Genomic DNA, 20,849 nt, shown 5'->3' on the forward strand with positions numbered 1-20,849 from the left:
GGCTGGTCCACCGTGGGCCTGCGCCGCCTGGGCCCGCTGGATGCGCGCGAGCCGGTCATCGCCTCCTTCGACCTGCACTCGTCGCTGCTGCCCGCGCCGGCGGCGCTGGCCGGCAATGCGAGCTGGTATCTGCTGGCGCTGGTCTCGCACGAGCTCGACCCCTTCGCCGATGTCGCGCTGCCGGTGCAGGCCCTGGTCGATGCGCAGCGCCAGGCCGCGCTGCGCGCCATCACCGTCGTGCTGCTGGCCGGCGACCCGCCGGTGGACCAGCTGCCGCCGCGAGCCCTGCCCACCGCGCTGCCGCTGGCCGTGGCCATGGCCTGCGACCGCCGGCTGACGGACCTGCTGCGCGACGCCGACATCCGCGGCGTCTCGGGCGACGCGCTGCAGGATGTCGACCGTGCGCTGCAGGCCTTGCTGCGCGGTGCGCAACGCCATCTGCGCGGCGGCGCGCCGCTGCTGGCCGCCGGCCCGGGCGCCACCATCAGCCGCATGGCCGCACTGGGCGCGATGGGATTCGACCTGCCGGAGTGGGCCGACTACCTGGAGCCCGGCCCGGGCTGGCTGCGCGACGCGCTGAGGCGTGGCAGCGCCGACACCGACGTCTCGGTGACGGTGGCCGACGCGCTGACCGTCATCACGCGCACCGCCCAGCTGGCGCTGGCCGATGCCGAGATCGCCGGCAACGCCGATCGCACGCAGGAGGTGCGCGCCTTCTGCGCCGGCCTGGCCTGCGGCGTGGCGACCGACTGGATCATCGGCCCCGTGCTGCGCGGCGCCGCAGCGGCGCGCGGGCCGGCGGATGCGCCGTCGGTCGACCGCATGATTGCCGAGACCTGGGTCAGCCGGGTGCTGCTGAACCGCGTGCCCGAGACCGACGCCTTCCTCGAATGGCTGCCCGAGGAGATGCCCGCCGCGCTGCGTCGCGCCTTCGTGACGGCCATCCGCGAGGTGGCCACCGACACGATGCGGGCCTTGCGCGTGGACACCACGCCCGACCATGCGCCGACGCTGTCCGAGGACGAGTTCGAGGAAGGCTACGGCCTCATGACCAAGGTGCTGCACCAGCGGCACTGGGGCATGGGCATCTGGTTCCTGGTGCTGATGCCGGTGTTCCTGGCGCCGTCGCTGGGTGTGCTGTTCGCGCGCCTGGGCGAGCACAGCGGCCACCTGCTGAAGATCAGCGACGACAGCAAGGGCCCCGACGACCCCGCCAACGACAGCGACGAGAAGAGCTGGTACCAGGCCGCCAACTTCCTGCTCGGCGCCGGCGCGCCCATGCCCTTTGCCTACGGCCTGGCGCTGTGGGCCATGGTGCCGCGGCGCGATGCCGATTTCGTCCAGTTCACGGTGGCCGGCGGGCTGCGCATCGTCTTCACCGTCGTGGCCGCGGCGACCATGCCGGCCGATGCAGGCATACGCTGGGGCGTGCTGTTCGCACCGTGGATCGCCACCGACCTCTACTTCCTGGTGCGCAGCATCGTCCACTACGCCAAGGGGCGGCCCGGCTCCGGCTTCATGTATCTGATGCAGACGCTGCCCATGATGGGCCTGTCCATCGGCTGGCTGTTCTGCCTGCTGATCCGCGGCGCCAACCTGCGCAGCGACGGCGCCTTCTGGGGCCTGTGGGCGCTGTTCACCGGGCTGCTGATGGGCGGCGCGGCGCTGATGGCCTGGCGCCTCTCGGCGGGCGGCGGCCTCATCGCCATGCTGCGCGACCGGCGCGACCCGGTGCTGACGCTGGATGCCTTCAGCGGCGCCGACCTGCGCCTGCTGCCGCCGGCACGCGCGCTGGTCTACCCGGACCACCAGCTGTGGCAGCAGTCGGCCGGCCTCGCCGGCCAGCGCTTCCCGGCCGGCATGCGCCCGCTGCTCAAGCTCTGGCATGCCGATGCGGGCTGGCAGATCCGCCCGGCCGCGGGCCAGGTGGAGTTCCGGCAGAACGCCGGGGCGCCCATCACCGTCACGCTGCCCAAGGTGCAGGACGCCGCCGCGCTGCTGGCGCAGCTGCAGGGCGCGGTGGCCGGCCTGCAGGGCAGCGTCGTCACGCCGGCCGGCTTCGAGCTGCCCTGGCCCGTGCGGCTGGCCGACCATGGCGACGACCAGCCCACCTGGGCCTTGCACGACCTGCGCGCGCAGGACTGGCGCGACCTCCCCGACGACGAAGACGACGCCTACCGGCTGCGCCACGCACCGCGCAGCCGCACGGGCGCGCAGGTGGGCGCGCCCAGCGGCGCCTGGTCGCCGGCCGAAGCGCCGCTGAGGCCGGTGCCCGGTTTCGACTCGGTCGACCCGCTGGGCAGCGACCTCGAAGGCACGGCGCTCGGGCTGGCCGGCAACCTGGCCGCGGTGTTCCAGATGGCACTGGCACCGGTGTTCGACCCCACGCTCAGCGCCAATGCCGCCAACCTGACGGCCGGCCGCGAGGTGTTGCGGCGCTGGAATCTGGACGAGCGGCGCGAGGCCGAATGGCGGCTGCTGGTGGGCCTGGACGGCGCCGCCGAGATCGAGGCCGACCGCCTGGCCCCGGGCGCCGGCGCGGTGTCGGACGGCACGGCCATCGCGCGCACCGGCCTGCTGCCGGCCTTCGACGCCTGGCGACGCATGCTGCGCGACGACCGCATCGACCTGTCGCAGGACATCAGCTCCCCGGCCATGCCCCTGGTGCGCCCGCGCGGCGAGGCGCCGCGCCAGGCCACGCATGTCGAACTGGCGGCCACGCTGAAGGCGATGTTCAAGCTGCCCTGAGCGCAACAAATCGAGTCAGTCGGCTATGCAGCCCTGCTGCGGCCTAAGCGATGGCGATCGTCTGGTCTGCCAGGTTGCGGATCACGTCCATGAACGCCTCCACGGCGGTGCTGGGGGGCTCGCCCTGTAGCGTGATCAGGCCGTAGTCGGGCATGCGATCGGGGAGTTCGGCCGCGATGCGCGTCAGCAGCCCACGCCGCACGTACTTGTCCACCAACGCAGCAGGCTGAAGCGACAGCATGTGGGTGCTCTGCATCAACTCGATCGCGAACAGGAACGACGGCGTCTCGACGACGCCAGAAGTGAGCGACAGGCCCGTGCTGCTGAAGATGTCGTCCGACACCTTGCGCAGCGCTGTGGACGGCGGATAAAGAATCCACGGCCAGCGCGACAGTTCCAGCAGCCCGGGTGCCTGGACGCCGCGCAGCGGATGGTGCACGCCGGCAGTGACCTGCAACCCTTCACCGGCCAGCCTTTCGTACTGGAACTGGTCGCGTTGGGATTCGTCGGTGAAACGGCCAATCATCACGTCGATCTTGCGTTCGGCCAGCCACACGATCAGTTGGTCACTGCTCTGTTCCAGCACCTTCACCACCAGCAGCGGCCGCAGGCGCTGGAGCTCGGCCACGGCCGCAATCAGCAGATGCGCCGCCGAACCCGAGATGGCGCCAATCGACAAATGGCCGTGCCCGCCCTGCTTCAGCGTGCTGAACTCGTCGACGAACTTGCGATGGGTGTCCAGGGCCGCGTGGGCATAACGCAGGGTGAAGAGCCCCAGTTCATTGGGCCGCATGCCGCGCGGCAAGCGATCGAACAGACGCGATTCCAGCATCGCCTCGATATCCATCAGCACCTTGGTCGCCGCCGGCTGCGTGATGTGCATCTGCTCGGCAGTCAGCCGCAAGTTGCGCGTTTTGCCGAGGATGTCGAGGAAATGCAGATGCCTGAACCGCAGCCGCGAGACCTGCGCGACGGCCAAGGGTTTGCCAGAAGGGGTGTCCGGACTCATCAGCATTTGGAATGGATGCTAGCTAAAAAATTCAGTGGACCGGGCCAGGGCGCTCACCTAGCCTTCGCTCCCATCAAGAACCGCCCCACAGAGGGCCTACGCATCGGGGCACGGTGGCCGCGCCCCGCACTCACGAGCTTGGAGACATCATGCAAATCAGATCACTCGCCCTGGCCGCCGCACTGCTGGCCGCTCTGGCCGGCTCCGCTTCGGCGCAAATCAAGGAACACGTGTTCAAGGTCGGCATCGGCCTCAGCGAAGACCATCCGCAGGCGAAGGCGCTGAAGTTCTTCGCCGAGCAGTTGGCGGCCAAGAGCGGCGGCAAGCTGGTGGCGCGGGTCTATGCCAGCGGCTCGCTGGGCAACGACATCAGCATGACGTCGGCGCTGCGCGGCGGCACCCTGGAAATGACCGTCCCCGACAGCTCCACGCTCGTGTCGCTGGTCAAGCCCTTCGGCGTGCTCAACCTGCCTTTCACCTTCAACAACGAGAAGGAAGCCGACGCGGTGCTGGACGGCCCGTTCGGCCAGAAGCTGCTGGCCACGCTGCCCGAGAAGGGCCTGATCGGACTGGGCTTCTGGGAGAACGGCTTCCGCCACGTCACCAACTCGCGCCGCCCGGTGCAGCGCGCCGAAGACCTGAGCGGCCTGAAGCTTCGCGTGATCCAGAGCCCGCTGTTCCTGGACACCTTCAGCGCACTGGGCGCCAACGCCACGCCCATGCCCTTCACCGAGCTGTATACGGCGATGGAGCAGGGGGCGGTGGATGGGCAGGAGAACCCCGCAGCCACCATCCTGGCCAGCAAGTTCTACGAAGTGCAGAAGCACATGGTGCTGTCGCGGCACATGTACAGCGCCTGGGTGCTGCTGATGTCCAAGAAGACCTGGGACAGCCTCTCGGCGGAGGAACAGAAGATCGTGCAGGACGCGGCACGCGAAGCCACGCTGTACGAGCGCAAGACCATCCGCGCGTTCTCCGAGACGGCCTTGGCCGACCTCAAGAAGGCCGGCATGCAGATCACCGATTTGCCGGCCGCCGAACAGGCCAAGATGCGCAGCAAGCTGCAGCCGGTGCTGGCGAAGTTCAGCAAGGAGTTCGGCGAAGACACGAACACAGAGCTGAATGGCGAGCTGGCCAAGGTGCGCAGCAGCGCATCAGCCGGGAAGTAGTTCGCTGCCCATGCAGGCGGTCCACGCCCCGCCAAAACCATTGACACCGCCCGAGGAAGCCTGAATGACAGCAACAACGACGGCCCTGCCGGTGCGCACCGATGGGCTGCATCCCCTGCTGCCGCAGGACGGCCTCGCCGGCACGCTGGTGGGTCGTGTCTGGCTGGCCGAAAAGCCAGGCGGCACGCCGGGCGGCCCGGCCGTGGCGGTGTTGCGCCCGGATGGCGTGTTCGACCTGAGCCAGCACTTCGCCACCATGAGCACGCTGCTCGAGACCGAGCATCCGGCGCAAGCCGTGCGCGCGGTGAGCGGCGAGTTCCTGTGCACCGTCGACGCGCTGCTGGACAACAGCAAGGCCAACGACCGCGACGCCGCCCTGCCCTGGCTGCTGGCGCCGTGCGACCTGCAGGTGGTCAAGGCCGCCGGCGTGACCTTCGCGTCGAGCTTGATCGAGCGCGTGATCGAGGAGCAGGCGGGCGGCGACCCCGGTCGTGCCCAAGCGCTGCGCAGCCAGGTCCTGGCGCTGATCGGCGACAGCCTGGCCGACATCCGCCCCGGATCCGCGCAGGCGCAGGCGCTGAAGACGCTGCTGCTGCAGAAGAAGCTGTGGTCGCAATACCTGGAGGTTGGCATCGGCCCGGATGCCGAGATCTTCACCAAGGCGCCCGTGCTGGCCGCTGTGGGCCATGGCCAGGACGTCGGCATTCGCGCCGATTCGGCCTGGAACAACCCGGAGCCCGAGGTCGTGCTGGCGGTCAACAGCCGCGGAGGCATCGTCGGCGCCGCACTGGGCAACGACGTGAACCTGCGCGACATCGAGGGTCGCAGCGCGCTGCTGCTTGGCAAGGCGAAGGACAACAACGCCTCCTGCGCCATCGGCCCCTTTATCCGCTTGTTCGACGGGCAGTTCGGCCTGGACGACGTGTGCCGGGAGACCGTGCACCTCCACGTGAGTGGCGGCGACGGCTTCACGCTGCGCGGCATCAACACCATGGCGAGCATCAGCCGAGCCCCGGCCGACCTCGTGGCCCAGGCGCTGGCATGCCACCAATACCCCGACGGCTTCATGCTGTTCCTTGGCACGCTGTTCGCGCCGACCGAAGACCGTGACCAGCCCGGCAGTGGCTTCACCCACAAGTTGGGCGACGTGGTCACCATCCACAGCCACTGGCTGGGCAGCCTGCAAAACCGGGTGACGCATTGCGAGAAGGCGCCGCCCTGGCGCTTTGGGCTGCGCGCCCTGATGGGCAACCTGGCGGAACGCGGCCTGCTGCAGGGGGCGCGGCTGTGACTGCCGGGCATCTCACGGGGCAAGCACCTTGATCGACACCGCCATCGAGCGGCTCTGCCGCGCCATCGATCTGCTGATCGCCGCGGCGCTCGCGGTGATGGTGGTGCTGGTGTTCGGCAATGTCGTGCTGCGCTACGCCTTCAACTCCGGCATCGCCGTCAGCGAAGAAGTCTCGCGCTGGCTGTTCGTCTGGCTGTGCTTCCTGGGCGCCGTGGTGGCGATGAAGGACGGCGCCCACCTGGGCACCGACATGCTGGTGTCGCGCCTGCCGGTGGCCGGCAAGAAGGCCTGCATGGTGCTGGGCCACGTGCTCATGCTGTACCTGACCTGGCTGTTCCTGAACGGCAGTTGGCAGCAAGCCCGCATCAACCTGGACGTGGCGGCACCCGTGACCGGCGCACCCATGGCCATCTTCTACGCCTCTGGCGTGGTCTTCTCGGTCTGCGCCGGCGTCCTGCTGCTGTTGCAGCTCGCGCGCCTGCTCAGCGGCAAGCTCGGGGAGAACGAACTCGTGATGGTCAAGGAGTCGGAAGAGCAGGCGGAATTCGAAGCCCTGCAGGCCGAGTTGGCGCGCAGCGACACACCCAGCCGCACAAGTCCATGACCGTCCTCATCTTCCTCGGCAGCTTGCTCGGTGCCATGGCACTGGGCATTCCCATCGCCTACGCCTTGCTGGCGAGCGGCGTGGCATTGATGTGGCACCTGGACCTGTTCGACGCGCAGATCCTGGCGCAGAACTTCATCAACGGTGCCGACAGTTTCCCGCTGCTCGCCGTGCCCTTCTTCATGCTGGCCGGCGAGATCATGAACGTCGGCGGGCTGTCGCAGCGCATCGTCAACTTCGCGCTGGCCCTCGTCGGCCACGTCAAGGGCGGCTTGGGCTATGTCGTGATCCTCGCGGCCTGCCTGCTGTCGGCGCTGTCGGGCTCGGCGGTGGCGGACGCGGCTGCCCTGACGGCGCTGCTGCTGCCGATGATGATCAAGGCCGGGCACAAGAGGGAAGTCTCCGGCGGGCTGATCGCGGCGTCCGGCGTCATCGGGCCCATCATTCCGCCGAGCATCGGCTTCGTCATCTTCGGCGTTGCCGCCAACGTGTCCATCAGCAAGCTGTTCATTGCCGGCATCGTCCCCGGCATCATGATCGGCATTGGCCTGGCGCTGACCTGGTGGTGGGTGGGCCGCAAGGAGGCGCTGGCACTGCCGCAACGCAAGACGGCGGCCGAAATCTGGGCCGCGGCACGCGAGTCGGTGTGGGCGCTGATGCTGCCCGTCTTCATCCTGGTGGGGCTGCGCATGGGCGTGTTCACGCCCACCGAGGCGGCCGTGGTGGCCGCCGTCTACGCGCTGTTCGTCAGCACCGTGCTGTACCGCGAGCTGAAGCTGCGGGCGCTGGTGCGCATCTTCATCACGGCCGCCCGTACAACGGCGGTGGTCATGTTCCTGGTGGCTTCGGCGATGGTGTCTGCATGGCTGGTCACGGTGGCCAACCTGCCGGCGCAAATGGTGGACCTGCTTCGTCCGCTGTTGGGCAACCAGACGCTGCTCCTGACCGCCATCATGGTGCTCGTGATGCTCGTCGGCACGGCCATGGACATGACGCCCACCATCCTGATCATGACGCCCGTCCTGATGCCGCTGATCAAGGCGGCCGGCATCGACCCCGTCTATTTTGGCGTGCTGTTCATCATCAACAACTCCATCGGCCTGGTCACGCCGCCGGTGGGCACCATCCTCAACGTCGTGGCCGGCGTGGGCCGCATGAAGATGGATGAGGTCACGCGCGGCGTGCTGCCATTCATGGCCGCCCAGTTCGCGGTGATGTTCGTGATGGTGCTCTTCCCTCAGACAGTGCTGGCGCCGCTGCGCTGGTTCTATCACTAAAGCGCCGTCCCGCAAGAGTTCACTGGCCTTCGTAGTCCCGCCGAGCATCGTCGGCGCTTGGGAATCGCTGCATCACCAGTCCAAGTTTTTACACATCCCCGAGACTTGCCCATGACTTTCAGTCCGACCGGCCTGCGGACCCCAACGCTTGCCGCCATGCTCGCCGCCGCCGGTAGCGCTTTTGCCGGGCCCCCCGCCGCTTCCGTGTCCGCCTACCAGACGCTGCCGGACGATCCGCGCGCGATCGTCGTGAAGGCGAAAGGCGATGGCATTGCCGACGACAGCGATGCGCTGCAGCAGGCCATCGACAGCGCGGCCAACGGCAACAAGGGCGGCGTCGCGTTCCTGCCCTCGGGCCGCTACCGCATCACGCGCACGATCGTCATTCCGATCGCGGTGCGCGTGTACGGCATCGGCAAGACCCGTCCGGTGCTGGTGCTGGCGGCGAACACGCCAGGCTTCCAGAAGGGCGTGGCCAACATGGTGATCTTCACGGGCACCGACACCTACAACATCGGCGGCGTCGCCCTGCCGGTGCCAAGCGCCGTGCCGCCCCCCGGCACGCCGGGTGCCAAGCCTGTGCGTGACGCGAATTCGGCGACCTTCTATTCGGTGCTGTCGAACGTCGACATCGAAGTCGGCGACGGCAACCCGGCCGCCGCCGGCGTGCGCATGCACACCGCGCAGCACTCGAACCTGTCCCACATCGACTTCCGCATGGGCTCGGGCCTGGCCGGCGTCTACCAGGTCGGCAACTACGCCTACGACCTGCACTTCCACGGCGGCCGCTACGGCATCCTGTCTGAGAAGACCTCGCCCGCCTGGCAGTTCACGCTGCTCGATTCCACCTTCGACGGCCAGCGCGACGCGGCCGTGCGCGAACACGAAGCCAACCTCACCATCGTCAACTCGGACATCCGCAACACGCCGGTCGGCATCGAGATCGACCGCGGCTACGGCGACTGGCTCTGGGGCTCTGGCGTACGTTTCGAGAACGTGTCGAAAGCCGGCGTCGTGATCAGCAACGAGAACAACGTCTACACCCAGATCGGCTTAGAAAAGATCAGCGCGAAGAACACGCCCGTGTTCGCGCACTTCCGCGACAGCGGCAGGGATGTCGCCGGCAACGGCGAGAGCTACCAGGTGAACGAGTTCACCCACGGCCTGAAGATCGACACCCTGGGCGCCCCCGGTCACTTCGACACTCACGTCGACATGACGGCCGGCGCGGGCAAGGCGAAGGAAGAGCGCGTGCGGCGGAACCTGCCGCCGGTCAGCGAATGGGCCAGCGTGCACAGCTTCGGCGCCAAGGGCGACGGCATCGCCGACGACACCGCCGCCATCCAGAAGGCCATCGATGCGAAACGCGTGGTCTACCTACCGCTGGGCTTCTATGCCGTCAACAACACGATCCGCCTGAAGGCCGACACGGTCCTCGTCGGCCTTCACCCGGGCCTGACCCAGCTGATGCTGCCGAACGGCTCCCCGCTGTACCAGGGTGCTGACACGCCAAAGGCGCTGCTGGAGTCGGCCAAGGGCGGCGACGCCTTCATCACCGGCATTGGCCTGGCCACCGGTGAAGTCAACAACCGCGCCGTGGCCCTGCTGTGGCGCGCCGGCGAGCGCTCCATCGTGGACGACATCCGCATCCAGGGCGGCCACGGCACGCACCTGTACGACGGCTCGCGCGCCGACCCGTACAAGAAGACCGACAAATTCGACACCACCGCCTGGTGGGACCGCCAGTACCCGAGCATCTGGGTGACCGACGGCGGCGGCGGCACGTTCACCGGAATCTGGTCGCCGAGCGGCTACGCGCAGGCGGGCTTTTACGTGACCAACACGAAGACGCCAGGCCGCGTGTACCAACTCTCGGCCGAGCACCACATCCGCAACGAGATCGTGCTGGACGGCGTCGAGAACTGGGAATTCCACGCCCCGCAGACGGAAGAAGAAGTCCGCGACGGCATGGACTCCGTCTCGCTCGACATCCGCAACTCGAAGAACCTGCTGTTCGCGAACTACCACGCCTACCGCGTGACCCGCTCGATCAAGCCGGCCCCTTCCGCCGTCAAGATCACGAACTCGAGCGACATCCGCTTCCGGAACATGGCAGCCAACGCCGAATCGGGCTTCCCGACCTGCGACGAAAACGGCTGCACCGCCTACCTGCGCGCCTCCAAGTACCCGTACGAGAACGCGATCACGGACGTGACGCACCAGCTAGAAGTGCGCGAGCGCATGTTCTCCGTGCTCGACTACACCGGCAAGCAGACCAGCGCCCCGGCCGCCGCGATCCAGGCCAACCGGGCCAAGGTGGACAAGCTGGAAGACGGCTTCCACTCGATCGCCGGCGCCGCCGTCGACTCCAAAGGCCGCCTGTACTTCATCGACCGCTGGTTCAAGAACATCTACAGCTACGCCCAGGGCGAAGGCCTGAAGATGGTCAGCGACTACCCGCTCGACCCGGTCAACCTGGCCGTCGACGCCAGCGACAACCTGATGGTGCTGTCGTCTGGCGGCAAGGAAGCGACCGTGTACTCGCTCAAGCCGAACGTGCCGGGCGCCACGATCTCCGTGATCCCTCCGACCGCGAGCGCCGCGCACCCGAATGCGCGCGTTGCCATTCCGGTCAACTTCTGGAACAACGGCGAGTTCCGGGACCAGCTGAACTACGACACGATGGAGTTCACGACGCTCAATGAGATGTTCGTGCGCAACGTGGCCCAACCGAAGGCGCGCGAATACGTCTCGCCGGACGGCTCGCTGGTGCTGCCGGCCTTCCGCGTGACACGCCAGGGCACGCTCGACCACCTGGGCTACCGCTGGTCCGACACGCTGGACACGCACGGCTTCGTCTACGCCGCGGTCGGCCAGCGCGCCGTGTTCACCAACAGCTCGGAAAACATCACCTATAGCGGGCTGGTAGGTGCCGGCGGCGCGATCACCGACCTGAAGAAGGTGGCGGACCGCGGTGGCGAAAGCGCGGCGGTCGGGCCTGATGGGACCGTGTATGTGGCGAACGGGCAGATCTTCATTTACGGGCCGGATGGCAAGGAAACCGGACGGATCGATGTGCCGGCGCGGCCACTGCAGCTGATCTTCGGCGGGGCGGACAAGCGGACGCTGTTTATCTTGACGCATCACGCGCTGTATTCGACGCGGATTTGATGCGCGGTTGATGGCCGAGCGCCCTTTACCACCAAACCTTCGAGCGCACCGGAGCGCCGTGAAGGAGGCCACTCTTGCCCGGCTACGAACAGGTCCGCCGGACGTCTCAACGGGACGAGCCTCGACTCAGCGCGCCTTGGCCGGCACGGCAACGATCTTCGCGGCCGCGTCGCGCGTCGCCGTGTCGGCGCCCCCGGGGAACGGTGGTGCCGTGAGCGTGCCGGCCGAATCCGCAGTCAGCGCGAGCGGCCGCTGCCACCGGCCCGTCTCAGGCTCGAACCACGTCCACACGTAGCGGGCACCCGGTTTGAAGTTTGCGAGCTTCGGCCGTGCAGCGTGATGCTCGAAGTACGCGAGCGCGAAGTCGCGCGCTGGGGTACGCGCGAGGAACGACCAACCGTCGAGGCCGTCGGCGAGCGCGCCGGGAATGCTGCGAGGCGCGAGATCCTTTGGCACGGGCGCGAGTTCCTGGTAACGCGCGCCCTCTGACAGGATGAAGGCGCGCAGGTGCTGCATGTAGGTGCCCGATGTGTAGGCGAGCGCAGTCCAGATATAGGGCCGCCAGCCGGCCGCCTCTCCAGTCGTCGTCACGTCGTACGCGGCGGTGCCATGCACATGGCCGGCAAGCGCGCCCGACAGTACGGACCCGTACATCTGCGCGCGCGCGAAATAGTTGTCGCGCGGTGAGTTCTCGTCGGGCGTCTCGCCACCCGGTCGATTGATGGCGTGATTCCAACCCGTGTAGTAAGGCTCGAGGTTCGCGGCCGGCATCGCAGGTTCGAGGTGAAACAGCTGCTCGATCGACGAGTAGATCGCGTGATTGCGCGGGTTGTTGCCCACGGTGTGCATCGTGAGCCACGGCGCGTGTTCCGCATGGCCGAACGCCTTGTAGGTGGAGCTGTCGATGAGCGTCGTGTACGGCTGGCCGAAAGGAAGGCCGCCGTATTTGCGGTGGTGATGCGTGAGCGCCTCGTTGAACTCGTCGGCGGTGAGGCTGAAGTCCTTCGGGATCCAGTCGAGGTGGATGCCACTGAACACGAGGTTGTACGCGCCGTAGCGCGCAATCATGTAGTTCACGAAGCGCGAGTAGGACTCGTTGAAATCGAAATAGCGCTTCCACGAGGGCGCGTTGTCGCGGCGGATCGTCTCAAGGAACGGCACAAAGCCTTGGTCTGAAAGATGCCGCATCTTGCGATCAAGGCTCGCGAAGTAGCGCGGGTCGATGCGATCGAAGTTCGCGAGGCCTTCGCGATCCGGGAACACTTCGAACGGACGACGGCCCTGCTCGTCGTGCATGTCCTTGGCCGTCGTCGTGGCGCCGTCGGCGGTCGAGATCTTCGCGTTCGGCGCCCACGCGCCGAACTTTTCCCAGGCGTTGCGCAAGAAGACGCCGTCCTTGTTCGCGTGCGTGGCGCCGTACGCGTCAGCAGCCCAGTTCGGAAACGCCGCGATGAACGACACGGAGTTGAACCCTTGCCGCTTGCGCCATGCGACCGCTTCCTCGAACGAGATGCCGGGCCCCGGTACGTAGTTCGTGGCCGCCGCTGCGCCCCGGTACGGCAGCCGCCATGTCGACGCCGCGAGCCAGGTGTCACCGAGCAGGAAGAACGGCGCGCCATCCGCGTAGGCCAGCGCGTGCCCGTTCGGGCTGGCGCGCACGAAGCCGCGGCGATTGGGGTTCTCGGCAATCTCCGCACCGGACCAGGCCACCGCGCGCAGCGCGCCAGCGCCACCGTTGAGACCCGCGTCGTCGGCGGGCGTGGCCGCGACCTTCCAGCGCCACTCTCCGGGCGCGGTGGCCACGAAGCGCACCTTGAACGTCCGGCCGCCGTCCCAGAAGCCGTAGACCTTACGGTTGAAGCCCGGGCCGCTGAGCTCGACCCAGACCGTGACATCGACGTACGGGTTCGCGTAGTCTCGCGAGGCCTCGAACGTAATCTCCTGCGTTTCCCAAACGTGGACTTCGCCGGATTCGAGCCGGGCGTGCACGGCGCCGGCAAACAGCAGGCATGCGAGAAGGAGGAAGCGTTTCATCAAGGACAAGATCGATGTCATGGGCCTTTCGCGCTCCTGGCGATCTCCACGTCCTGGGCCACCGCGCCGCGGATCAGGGCCCAGTGGAACAGGTTGTTAGGGTTGGCCTCGAAGGCGTTGTGGTTGTAGTGCGTGAGCGGCATGTCCTTGTAGAGAGGGCGCGAGATGCGGATCACTTCATCCCACTGCACCAACGCGTCGGTGAGGTGCTGGATGGCTGCTTGCCGATGCGCCTCACCGCCCGCCGTGCGCAAGCGCTGCAGTTCGATGGCGCCGCGGATCTTGGCTTCCAGGTGCAGTGCCAGGTGCGCCCAGATCGCAACATCAGAGACTTCATAAAGCAAGGCGCCATCGGGCGAGCGACGCACATCGATGCCCTGGATCAGCGCCAGCGCCTTGCTCGCATCGGCACGCAGCCCGTCGGCCACCGCGAGTGGCGTTTTCTGTGCGCTGGTAAAACTGTGGCCCTCGCCCTGCGCCTTCACGAAATCCTTGATCGAGACGTGGGCGGGGTCCAGCGGCGGCTGCGCAATGAGGGCATCGACGCCGATGTATTTCGTGGTCTCGCCCTGCAGCGCGAGCATGCCTTCCGCGTACAACGTGAAGTCCCACCGTGAGTCGTACAGGCGGGCCAGCATCAGGGGCGTCTCACTGACGCGGGCATAGGCCTGGAACAGATTGGCGCCCGCACTGCCGAATCGACGTGTGAACTCCGCGGCGAACACCGAATCCGGCGTCTCAGGGTCGTAGAGCAACCGGCCCCATAGCTTGTAGAAAAGCCACTGCCGCTCGAAGGCCCACCGCCAGGGGGCGCGCTGGTCCGCGGCCGTGAAGTAGTCCAGCGCCGGGATGTAGGTTTCCGAGCCCACGAAATAGCCACCGACGTATTCGGCCCGGCCGTTCATGGCAATGTGCTCGCGGATGAACGCCGGGTCTCCCCAGCGCAGCGCGAAGAAGTCCTCGTTGCGCACCTGCCAGACGACGCGGTAGTTCGCAGGCGTGGGCTTGAAGTAGGTGTCGCCGAGCTTGCCGCCATGCACCTTCACCAGCCGGGGCGTGGAATGCCCATGCGACCAGTTGAACTTCATCTCTGCCCAGATGGGGCCGGAGAACTGGTTGCCGAGCCTTTCCATCGCGGTGCGTGTGAGGCTTTCCACATCGCTGCTCGCACCGGGCTCGGAGCTCAAGCCGGAAGAAAAAGGCACACGGTGGATGAGCTTCACTGGCCGCGTTTTGTTCGCCTCCAACGCGCCGGCGATGTACACATCGTCCACGAACTGCTGGCGCTGCTGCGGCGTCATGCCGCCCATGCCCTCGCCATGCGAGACGCCGATGCCGTCGAGGTCGCGGTACTCCAGAAGCATCTGCGTGACGCTCTCGCGCAGGTAACGCTGGGTGCTCTCGCTGGTGTCGCCGTCCACGTAGTAGTGCGGGTAGAAGTTCTTCGCGCTGGGGTTGTGCGCCTTCTCGAATTCCTCGCTCACGAAGATGCTCCAGAACACCACGTAGGTGTCCAGGCCGCGCTCCTTGGCCATGCGAAAGATTTGCCCGTACAGGTGCTGCCATTCGGCGAACTCCGCGTCCGTCCACTTGCTGGCCTCGGGGAAGTTCTTCGGTCGCACCATGTACGTGAACGGGTGCATCGTCCACAGCGTGAACGCGTTGAAGCGGTTCGCGACCATCATGTCGAGGTAGGCCTCCCAGAACTTCAGGTCCTTCATCGTCGCCGTGTGCTGGCTGAGCGCCGAACTCGGGCGATAGCTGTCCCACGGGGTGTTCAGCTTGATGCCGCGGAAGGCCAACTTCGGCGTGCGGCTGCGCGCGCTCAGCCGGTCCATGCGCGTCCCGTTGAGCAATTGCTCGCGCGCCTCGAGCGCGCCGTAGATGAGCCCGCGCGCGTCGCCACCGGTGATGGTGAGGTGCTGGCGCCCGGCGCTGATCGCGAAGGCCTCGGCGCCGAGGCGGGCGTCGATGCCCAGATCCACGCGGACGGACGGCTCGGCGCTCCGCTCCGGCGGTGTTGCCGAACGCAACATGCGCTCGGCGTAGCGGCCTTGCGGGGTGTCGACGCGCTTCCCGAATTGAAACTGGTAAGCGTGGGCGCTGGCTGACACGGCGAGCAGCGTGAGCAGCAGGAACAGGCGTTGGAACACGATCAAACCTTTTGGCGGGGATGGCTGGAGCGAGCCCGGTTGGCTGCTGCTCGGGGCGGCGGCCCGATGTACTTTATTTGTTCCAGTCAGGTCCAGACGAACGCGCTCTAGCCGCAAGCGCCCGACCAACTTCATCACGTCGCGGCCAGTCAGCACGCCATGCGGATCGACGGGCAAACAACGTTACAGAACGCAAGCAATTGCACGATCAACCCCAAAGCCGGCACTTACCGATGGGCGCGAACACAAGGGTTAACAGGGGGGTGATCAGCCTTGAAATGGCACGGCGATGGTCGATCATTCGTGGACAATTAGTTCACGTTTATAACTATAAACGGCCGGCACCGCTAACTGGCGGAGGCCGCGGAATGGAGCTCATGCTGCGCGCGCAGGCGGCGCCACGGCCTGCGGGTAGCGGCTGATCCTGCAGTGCAAACGCAGAGCGGCTTGCCAGCGAACCCACGGCATCACTCGACGACAACCAGCACGGTGCGTCGCGTTGTGCAGACCTTCCATAACCACACCCTTGGAGAAGCGAAATGAAGGAAATATCAACTCTCTGGTCGAGGCGCGCTGTCGCACGGTCAATCCAGTCCCGTTTGGGGCTCGCTGGTTTTGCTTTGGCTGTGGCGCTGGCATCACCTGCGAATGCGCAGAACGACAAGGCTGCACCCATCGCCGTGCCTGCGCAGCCGAATGCCATCGAACTCGGCACCGGCCCGCTGCCGGGCGCGAAGAACGCCGAGGCGTGGCACACGCAGTACGGCAGTCGATTCGCGCGCAACGTGACGGTGGCAACGCTGACACCCTTTCTCCCCGATCCCGCCAAGGCAAGTGGCGCCGCCGTTGTCGTCGCACCCGGCGGCGGCTTCATGAGCTTGTCCATGGACAACGAAGGCTGGGACGTCGCACGCGCATTGGCGGACAAGGGCGTTGCAGCCTTCGTCCTCAAATACCGCTTGAACCAGACCCCGGCTGACCTGCAGGAAAACGAGAAAGCCATGCGGGAAAGGTTTGCGGGCAACACGCCACCACCGCGGCCGGACCCTGAAAAGATGATGGCTGGTCTGGCTCCGCAGATCGCCGACGCTCGCGCGGCATTTGCACTGATCCGTAAACGCTCTGCCGAGTGGAAAGTGGACCCGAAACGGATCGGCATGCTGGGCTTTTCTGCGGGCGCGATGTTGACGCTGGCGACCACCACCAATGGCGAAGATGCCAAACCCGCCTTCATCGGCAACATCTATGGCCCGCTTGCGCCCATCGCAGCACCTGCCGATGCGCCGCCACTGTTCGTTGCACTAGCCGCTGACGATCCATTCTTTGCGAACAGCGGCTACGGGATCATCGACAGCTGGAAGGCCGCGAAGCGCCCCGTCGAATTCCACCTTTATGAACAAGGTGGGCATGGCTTCGGGATGTATCCGAAGGAGACGACCAGCACCGGTTGGTTCGATGCCTTTGCGCGGTGGCTTCGCATGCATGGCATGGTGAAGTAGGCAAACAGCTTCTCAGCTCGCCGGCTCGATGCGGGCTTAGGCCGGCGTTCGCTGGAGCGAATGCATGGCCGGCGACGTCGCGTAGGCGTAACGCGCGGGGGCGCTGGCTAACGCTGGCTGCGCCCGCGCCCGTCATTCGACGGTCACGCTCTTCGCCAAGTTGCGGGGCTTGTGTCGTTTCGCTTCGCGCCACGACCAAGCCGAGGCGCGCTGCTACGCAGCACGTCGCCGCTTACGCGGCTCAAATTTGGCTACGCGCCTGCCCGTCATTCGACGGTCACGCTCTTCGCCAAATTCCTCGGCTTGTCCACATCCGTCCCTCGCGCACACGCCGTGTGATACGCCAGCAGCTGCAGCGGCACGACGTGCAGGATGGGGGACAGCGCGCCGTAGTGCTCCGGCATGCGGATGACGTGCAGGCCGGCTTCGCTTTCGATGGCCGTGTCGCCATCGGCAAACACGTAGAGCTGACCGCCGCGGGCGCGCACTTCCTGCATGTTGCTCTTGAGCTTTTCCAGCAGCGCGTCGTTGGGCGCCACGGTCACCACGGGCATCTCGGACGTGACCAGCGCCAGCGGGCCATGCTTGAGCTCACCGGCGGCGTAGGCCTCGGCGTGGATGTAGGTGATCTCCTTGAGCTTGAGCGCACCTTCCATGGCGATGGGGTAGTGCAGGCCGCGCGCCAGGAACAGGGCGTTCTCCTTGCGCGCGAATTCCTCGCTCCAGGCGATGACTTGCGGCTCAAGCGCCAGCACGGCCTGCACGGCCACGGGCAGGTGGCGCAGGTCCTTCAGGTGTTGCGCCTCGTCGGCCTCGCTGAGGTGGCCGCGGGTCTGGGCCAGGGCCAGCGTCAGCAGGAACAGGCCGACCAGCTGAGTCGTGAACGCCTTGGTGGAAGCGACGCCGATCTCGACGCCGGCGCGCGTGATGTAGGCCAGCTCGCACTCGCGCACCATGGCGCTGGTGGCCACGTTGCAGATGGTCAGCGTGTGCTTCATGCCCAGTGAGCGGGCGTGCTTGAGTGCGGCGATGGTGTCGGCCGTCTCGCCGCTCTGGCTGATGGTGACGACGAGCGTCTTGGGGTCGGGCACGCTGTCGCGGTAGCGGTATTCGCTGGCGATCTCGACCGAGGTCGGGATCTTGGCAATGCTTTCCAGCCAGTACTTGGCTGTCGACCCCGAGTAGTAGCTCGTGCCGCAGGCCAGGATGAGGACCTTGTCGATCTCCTTGAACACGCGGTAGGCGCCGTCGCCGAAGAGCTCGGGGCTGATGGCGGTGATGGCTTCGAGCGTGTTGGCGATGGCCGTGGGCTGCTCGAAGATTTCCTTCTGCATGTAATGGCGGTAGGGGCCCAGCTCGGCGGCGCCGCTGTGGGCGTGCACGGTTTTGACCTCGCGCTCGACGGACTGGTAGCGGCCGGTCTTGGTGTCGAGCTGGCTGAGCCAGTAGCGGCCGAGCTGCAGGTCGACGACGTCGCCCTCTTCCAGGTAGACGATCTGGTTGGTCACGCCGGCCAGGGCCATGGCGTCGGAGGCGACGAAGTTCTCGCCCTCGCCCACGCCCAGCACCAGCGGCGAGCCCTCGCGGGCGGCGACGACGCGGTGCGGCTCGTCACGGCAGAACACGGCCACCGCGTAGGCGCCCTTGAGGCGCGGCAGGGCTTGCTGCACGGCGTCCAGCAGGTCGCCGCTGTAGAGGTGGTCGATGAGGTGGGCGATGACCTCGGTGTCGGTCTGGCTGTGGAACTGGTAGCCGCGCGTCTTCAGCTCGGCGCGCAGTTCGTCATGGTTCTCGATGATGCCGTTGTGGACGAGTGCGATGCGGCCGATGCCCCCAGCCTCCGTGTTCGGGCCCACCGAGAAATGCGGGTGGGCGTTGTGCACGGCCGGCGCGCCGTGGGTGGCCCAACGGGTGTGGGCGATGCCGGTGCCGGCGGCGATGCCGTCCTGGTCCGCCTGGTGCTGCAGCTCGGCCACGCGCGAGGTGCTGCGGGCGCGACGCAGGCCGCCGTCCTGGTGCACGGCCACGCCGCAGGAGTCATAGCCCCGGTACTCCAGCCGCTTCAGGCCTTCAACGAGGATGGGAACGATGTTGCGCTGACTGACCGCGCCGACGATGCCGCACATGGATGACCTCTTGCTATCTAGGGATGGCGCGCATGCTAGGCAAGCCAGAGCGGCAAATGCATGCAAAATTTCACCAGTTCTGAATGAATATTTCCTCGATCGTCGATGGTGAAATTTTCATTCATAAAATTAATACAAATGAATGAATTTGACGCCATCGACCTCCGCCTGCTCGACGCCTTGCAGACTGACGCGGCCCTGAGCAACCAGGACCTGGCCGCCCGTGTGTCGGTGTCGCCCGCCACCTGCCTGCGCCGTGTGAAGCGGCTGGTGGACGCCGGCATCGTCGAGCGCCGGGTGGCCCTGCTGTCGCCCGAGAAGCTCGGCGCTGGGCTGTCCGTCATCCTGGAGATCACGCTTGACCGCCAGGGCGCCGAGCATCTGGACGCCTTCGAGGCACGTGCCGTGCAGGAAGCCGCCGTGCAGCAATGCTGGCGCGTGTCGCCGGGGCCGGACTTCGTGCTCGTCGCACAGATGCCCGACATGCCGGCGTATCACGCGCTCACGCAGCGCCTGCTGACCCAGGACGCCAATGTGCGCAACATCAAGGCCTTCTTCAGCGTCAAGCGGGCCAAGTTCGACCCCCGCATTTGCCTGCCCACCCCCTAGCTTGCGGGCCGTCATGGCGCCACCCACGTCGCCAGCTTCATGGAAGCCACCCAGAATTCCGGCTGTTTCGTTTCCCGTCCTGGAGTCCGCGATGCCTGCCCGCCCTTTCTGCCGCCCCGCTGCACTCTTCCTGGCCATGGGCCTCGCCGGCCTGGCCCCCGCCGCCCAGGCGCTCGACATCGTCTTCAAGGACGTCGGCGCCACGGCCATGAGCAGCCAGCAGTTCGCCGCCTTCGAGAGCGCCGCCAGCTTCTGGGAGAGCAAGCTGACCGACAACGTCACGGTCTACATCAACATCGGCTTCGACGACCTGGGCGGCAACACGCTGGGCTCGGCGACCTGGACCTACTACCAGGCGAGCTATGGAAATCTGCGCGGCCGCCTGGCGGCGGACGCCAAGTCGGCCACTGACACCAGCGCCGTCGGCCATCTGCAGGCCGGCTCCTCGCTGAGCTTCCTGGCGACCCAGCCCGACCTGACGACGCGCCTGGACAACGACGGCTCCCTCAACAACAGCACGCTCAAGCTGACGGCGGCCAACGCCAAGGCGCTGGGTTTCACGGACACGGCCACCGATGCCGGCAGCCCGGACGCGAGCATCAAGTTCTCCACCGGTTTCGCCAGCAACTTCGCCTACACCCGCGTCAATGGCGGGGTGCCCAGTGACAAGCTGGACTTCATCACCGTGGCCGAGCACGAGATCGGCCATGCGCTGGGCTTCGTCTCGGGCGTGGACGGCATCGACTACTGCCTGGACCACGCCGCACAGTGCGGCACGGCCGGCGGCTTCGAGAGCAGCCCCTGGTTCTCCACGCTGGACCTGTACCGCTACTCGGCGCCCAACACGCTGAACCTGGCCGTGGGCGGCGACCCCAGGCCCTACTTCTCGGTGGACGGCGGCGCCAGCGCCATCCTGGCGTTCTCGACCGGCACCTACCACGGCGACGGCAACCAGGCCAGCCACTTCGTCGCTGACGCCCCCGTGCTGCTGGACCCGTTCGTGCACTACGGCCAGTCCCGCGACGCCACCGCCACCGACCTGCGCGCCATGGACGCCATCGGCTGGGATGTCACCGCCGCCGTGCCGGAGCCGCAGAACTATGCCCTGCTGCTGAGCGGCCTGGCCGTGCTGGGCTGGTCTCGCCGCCGCCGCGCCTGA

General features: G+C 66.9%; 13 protein-coding genes. 9 read left to right on the forward strand and 4 right to left on the reverse strand.

Going from position 1 to position 20,849, the window contains the following annotated elements; genetic code table 11:
- A partial coding sequence (locus tag ACXRVZ_RS16245; RefSeq protein WP_458232583.1) for a hypothetical protein occupies positions 1–2,748 on the forward strand: 2,748 nt, incomplete at its 5' end.
- Between the two features lie 43 nt (positions 2,749–2,791).
- Here ACXRVZ_RS16245 and ACXRVZ_RS16250 read toward each other — a convergent pair.
- Positions 2,792–3,757 (reverse strand): LysR family transcriptional regulator, encoded by a 966-nt coding sequence (locus tag ACXRVZ_RS16250; protein WP_457427354.1) that lies wholly within the window; start codon positions 3,755–3,757, stop codon positions 2,792–2,794.
- Between the two features lie 149 nt (positions 3,758–3,906).
- On the opposite strand from ACXRVZ_RS16250, the gene ACXRVZ_RS16255 reads away from it, so the two are divergent.
- The 5 genes from ACXRVZ_RS16255 to ACXRVZ_RS16275 all read left to right on the forward strand — a co-directional run bounded on the left by ACXRVZ_RS16255 (position 3,907) and on the right by ACXRVZ_RS16275 (position 11,269).
- The gene (locus ACXRVZ_RS16255) at positions 3,907–4,926 is read left to right on the forward strand and encodes a TRAP transporter substrate-binding protein (RefSeq protein ID WP_457427346.1); all 1,020 of its coding nucleotides are present in this window, start codon (positions 3,907–3,909) and stop codon (positions 4,924–4,926) included.
- A gap of 64 nt (positions 4,927–4,990) precedes the next feature.
- A complete protein-coding gene (locus ACXRVZ_RS16260) occupies positions 4,991–6,217 on the forward strand; it encodes a fumarylacetoacetate hydrolase family protein (protein ID WP_457427344.1) in 1,227 nt (408 codons plus the stop codon).
- A 28-nt stretch (positions 6,218–6,245) separates the two neighbouring features.
- A complete protein-coding gene (locus tag ACXRVZ_RS16265; protein ID WP_457427342.1) occupies positions 6,246–6,821 on the forward strand; it encodes a TRAP transporter small permease in 576 nt (191 codons plus the stop codon).
- On the forward strand, positions 6,818–8,098 hold the full coding sequence (locus ACXRVZ_RS16270) for a TRAP transporter large permease subunit (RefSeq protein ID WP_457427340.1): 1,281 nt from the start codon (positions 6,818–6,820) through the stop codon (positions 8,096–8,098). The genes ACXRVZ_RS16265 and ACXRVZ_RS16270 overlap by 4 nt, the downstream gene beginning before the upstream one ends.
- 111 nt (positions 8,099–8,209) lie before the next feature.
- Entirely contained in the window at positions 8,210–11,269 is a 3,060-nt protein-coding gene (locus ACXRVZ_RS16275; protein ID WP_457427338.1) for a glycosyl hydrolase family 28-related protein, read from the forward strand.
- Between the two features lie 126 nt (positions 11,270–11,395).
- On the opposite strand, the gene ACXRVZ_RS16280 is transcribed toward ACXRVZ_RS16275, so the two are convergent.
- Both ACXRVZ_RS16280 and ACXRVZ_RS16285 read right to left on the reverse strand, forming a co-directional pair.
- Positions 11,396–13,303 (reverse strand): apiosidase-like domain-containing protein, encoded by a 1,908-nt coding sequence (locus tag ACXRVZ_RS16280; RefSeq protein ID WP_457427336.1) that lies wholly within the window; start codon positions 13,301–13,303, stop codon positions 11,396–11,398.
- A 17-nt stretch (positions 13,304–13,320) separates the two neighbouring features.
- Positions 13,321–15,633 carry a hypothetical protein gene (locus ACXRVZ_RS16285; protein ID WP_457427334.1) on the reverse strand — a complete coding sequence of 771 codons (2,313 nt, stop codon included), beginning with the start codon at positions 15,631–15,633 and terminating at the stop codon, positions 13,321–13,323.
- Between the two features lie 362 nt (positions 15,634–15,995).
- Here ACXRVZ_RS16285 and ACXRVZ_RS16290 point away from each other — a divergent pair, with 362 nt between their 5' ends.
- On the forward strand, positions 15,996–16,955 hold the full coding sequence (locus ACXRVZ_RS16290) for an alpha/beta hydrolase (protein ID WP_457427332.1): 960 nt from the start codon (positions 15,996–15,998) through the stop codon (positions 16,953–16,955).
- Between the two features lie 266 nt (positions 16,956–17,221).
- Here ACXRVZ_RS16290 and glmS read toward each other — a convergent pair whose 3' ends face one another.
- Positions 17,222–19,081 (reverse strand): glutamine--fructose-6-phosphate transaminase (isomerizing), encoded by a 1,860-nt coding sequence (gene glmS / locus ACXRVZ_RS16295; RefSeq protein WP_458232584.1) that lies wholly within the window; start codon positions 19,079–19,081, stop codon positions 17,222–17,224.
- Between the two features lie 138 nt (positions 19,082–19,219).
- Here glmS and ACXRVZ_RS16300 point away from each other — a divergent pair, with 138 nt between their 5' ends.
- Positions 19,220–19,690 (forward strand): Lrp/AsnC family transcriptional regulator, encoded by a 471-nt coding sequence (locus ACXRVZ_RS16300; RefSeq protein ID WP_457426036.1) that lies wholly within the window; start codon positions 19,220–19,222, stop codon positions 19,688–19,690.
- 91 nt (positions 19,691–19,781) lie between these two features.
- Positions 19,782–20,849, forward strand: a complete 1,068-nt coding sequence (locus tag ACXRVZ_RS16305) for an NF038122 family metalloprotease (RefSeq protein WP_457426038.1) — start codon at positions 19,782–19,784, stop codon at positions 20,847–20,849.

The organism is Roseateles sp. P5_E8 (genome assembly GCF_054177665.1).

What these genes read in the sequence shown, in the direction of transcription:
- ACXRVZ_RS16300 (WP_457426036.1), top strand. Translation starts at nt 19,220, where the DNA reads ATGAATGAATTTGACGCCATCGACCTCCGCCTGCTCGACGCCTTGCAG.
- ACXRVZ_RS16305 (WP_457426038.1), top strand. Translation starts at nt 19,782, where the DNA reads ATGCCTGCCCGCCCTTTCTGCCGCCCCGCTGCACTCTTCCTGGCCATG.
- ACXRVZ_RS16275 (WP_457427338.1), top strand. Translation starts at nt 8,210, where the DNA reads ATGACTTTCAGTCCGACCGGCCTGCGGACCCCAACGCTTGCCGCCATG.
- ACXRVZ_RS16290 (WP_457427332.1), top strand. Translation starts at nt 15,996, where the DNA reads ATGAAGGAAATATCAACTCTCTGGTCGAGGCGCGCTGTCGCACGGTCA.
- ACXRVZ_RS16250 (WP_457427354.1), bottom strand. Translation starts at nt 3,757, where the DNA reads ATGAGTCCGGACACCCCTTCTGGCAAACCCTTGGCCGTCGCGCAGGTC.
- glmS (WP_458232584.1), bottom strand. Translation starts at nt 19,081, where the DNA reads ATGTGCGGCATCGTCGGCGCGGTCAGTCAGCGCAACATCGTTCCCATC.
- ACXRVZ_RS16255 (WP_457427346.1), top strand. Translation starts at nt 3,907, where the DNA reads ATGCAAATCAGATCACTCGCCCTGGCCGCCGCACTGCTGGCCGCTCTG.
- ACXRVZ_RS16260 (WP_457427344.1), top strand. Translation starts at nt 4,991, where the DNA reads ATGACAGCAACAACGACGGCCCTGCCGGTGCGCACCGATGGGCTGCAT.
- ACXRVZ_RS16280 (WP_457427336.1), bottom strand. Translation starts at nt 13,303, where the DNA reads ATGAAACGCTTCCTCCTTCTCGCATGCCTGCTGTTTGCCGGCGCCGTG.
- ACXRVZ_RS16270 (WP_457427340.1), top strand. Translation starts at nt 6,818, where the DNA reads ATGACCGTCCTCATCTTCCTCGGCAGCTTGCTCGGTGCCATGGCACTG.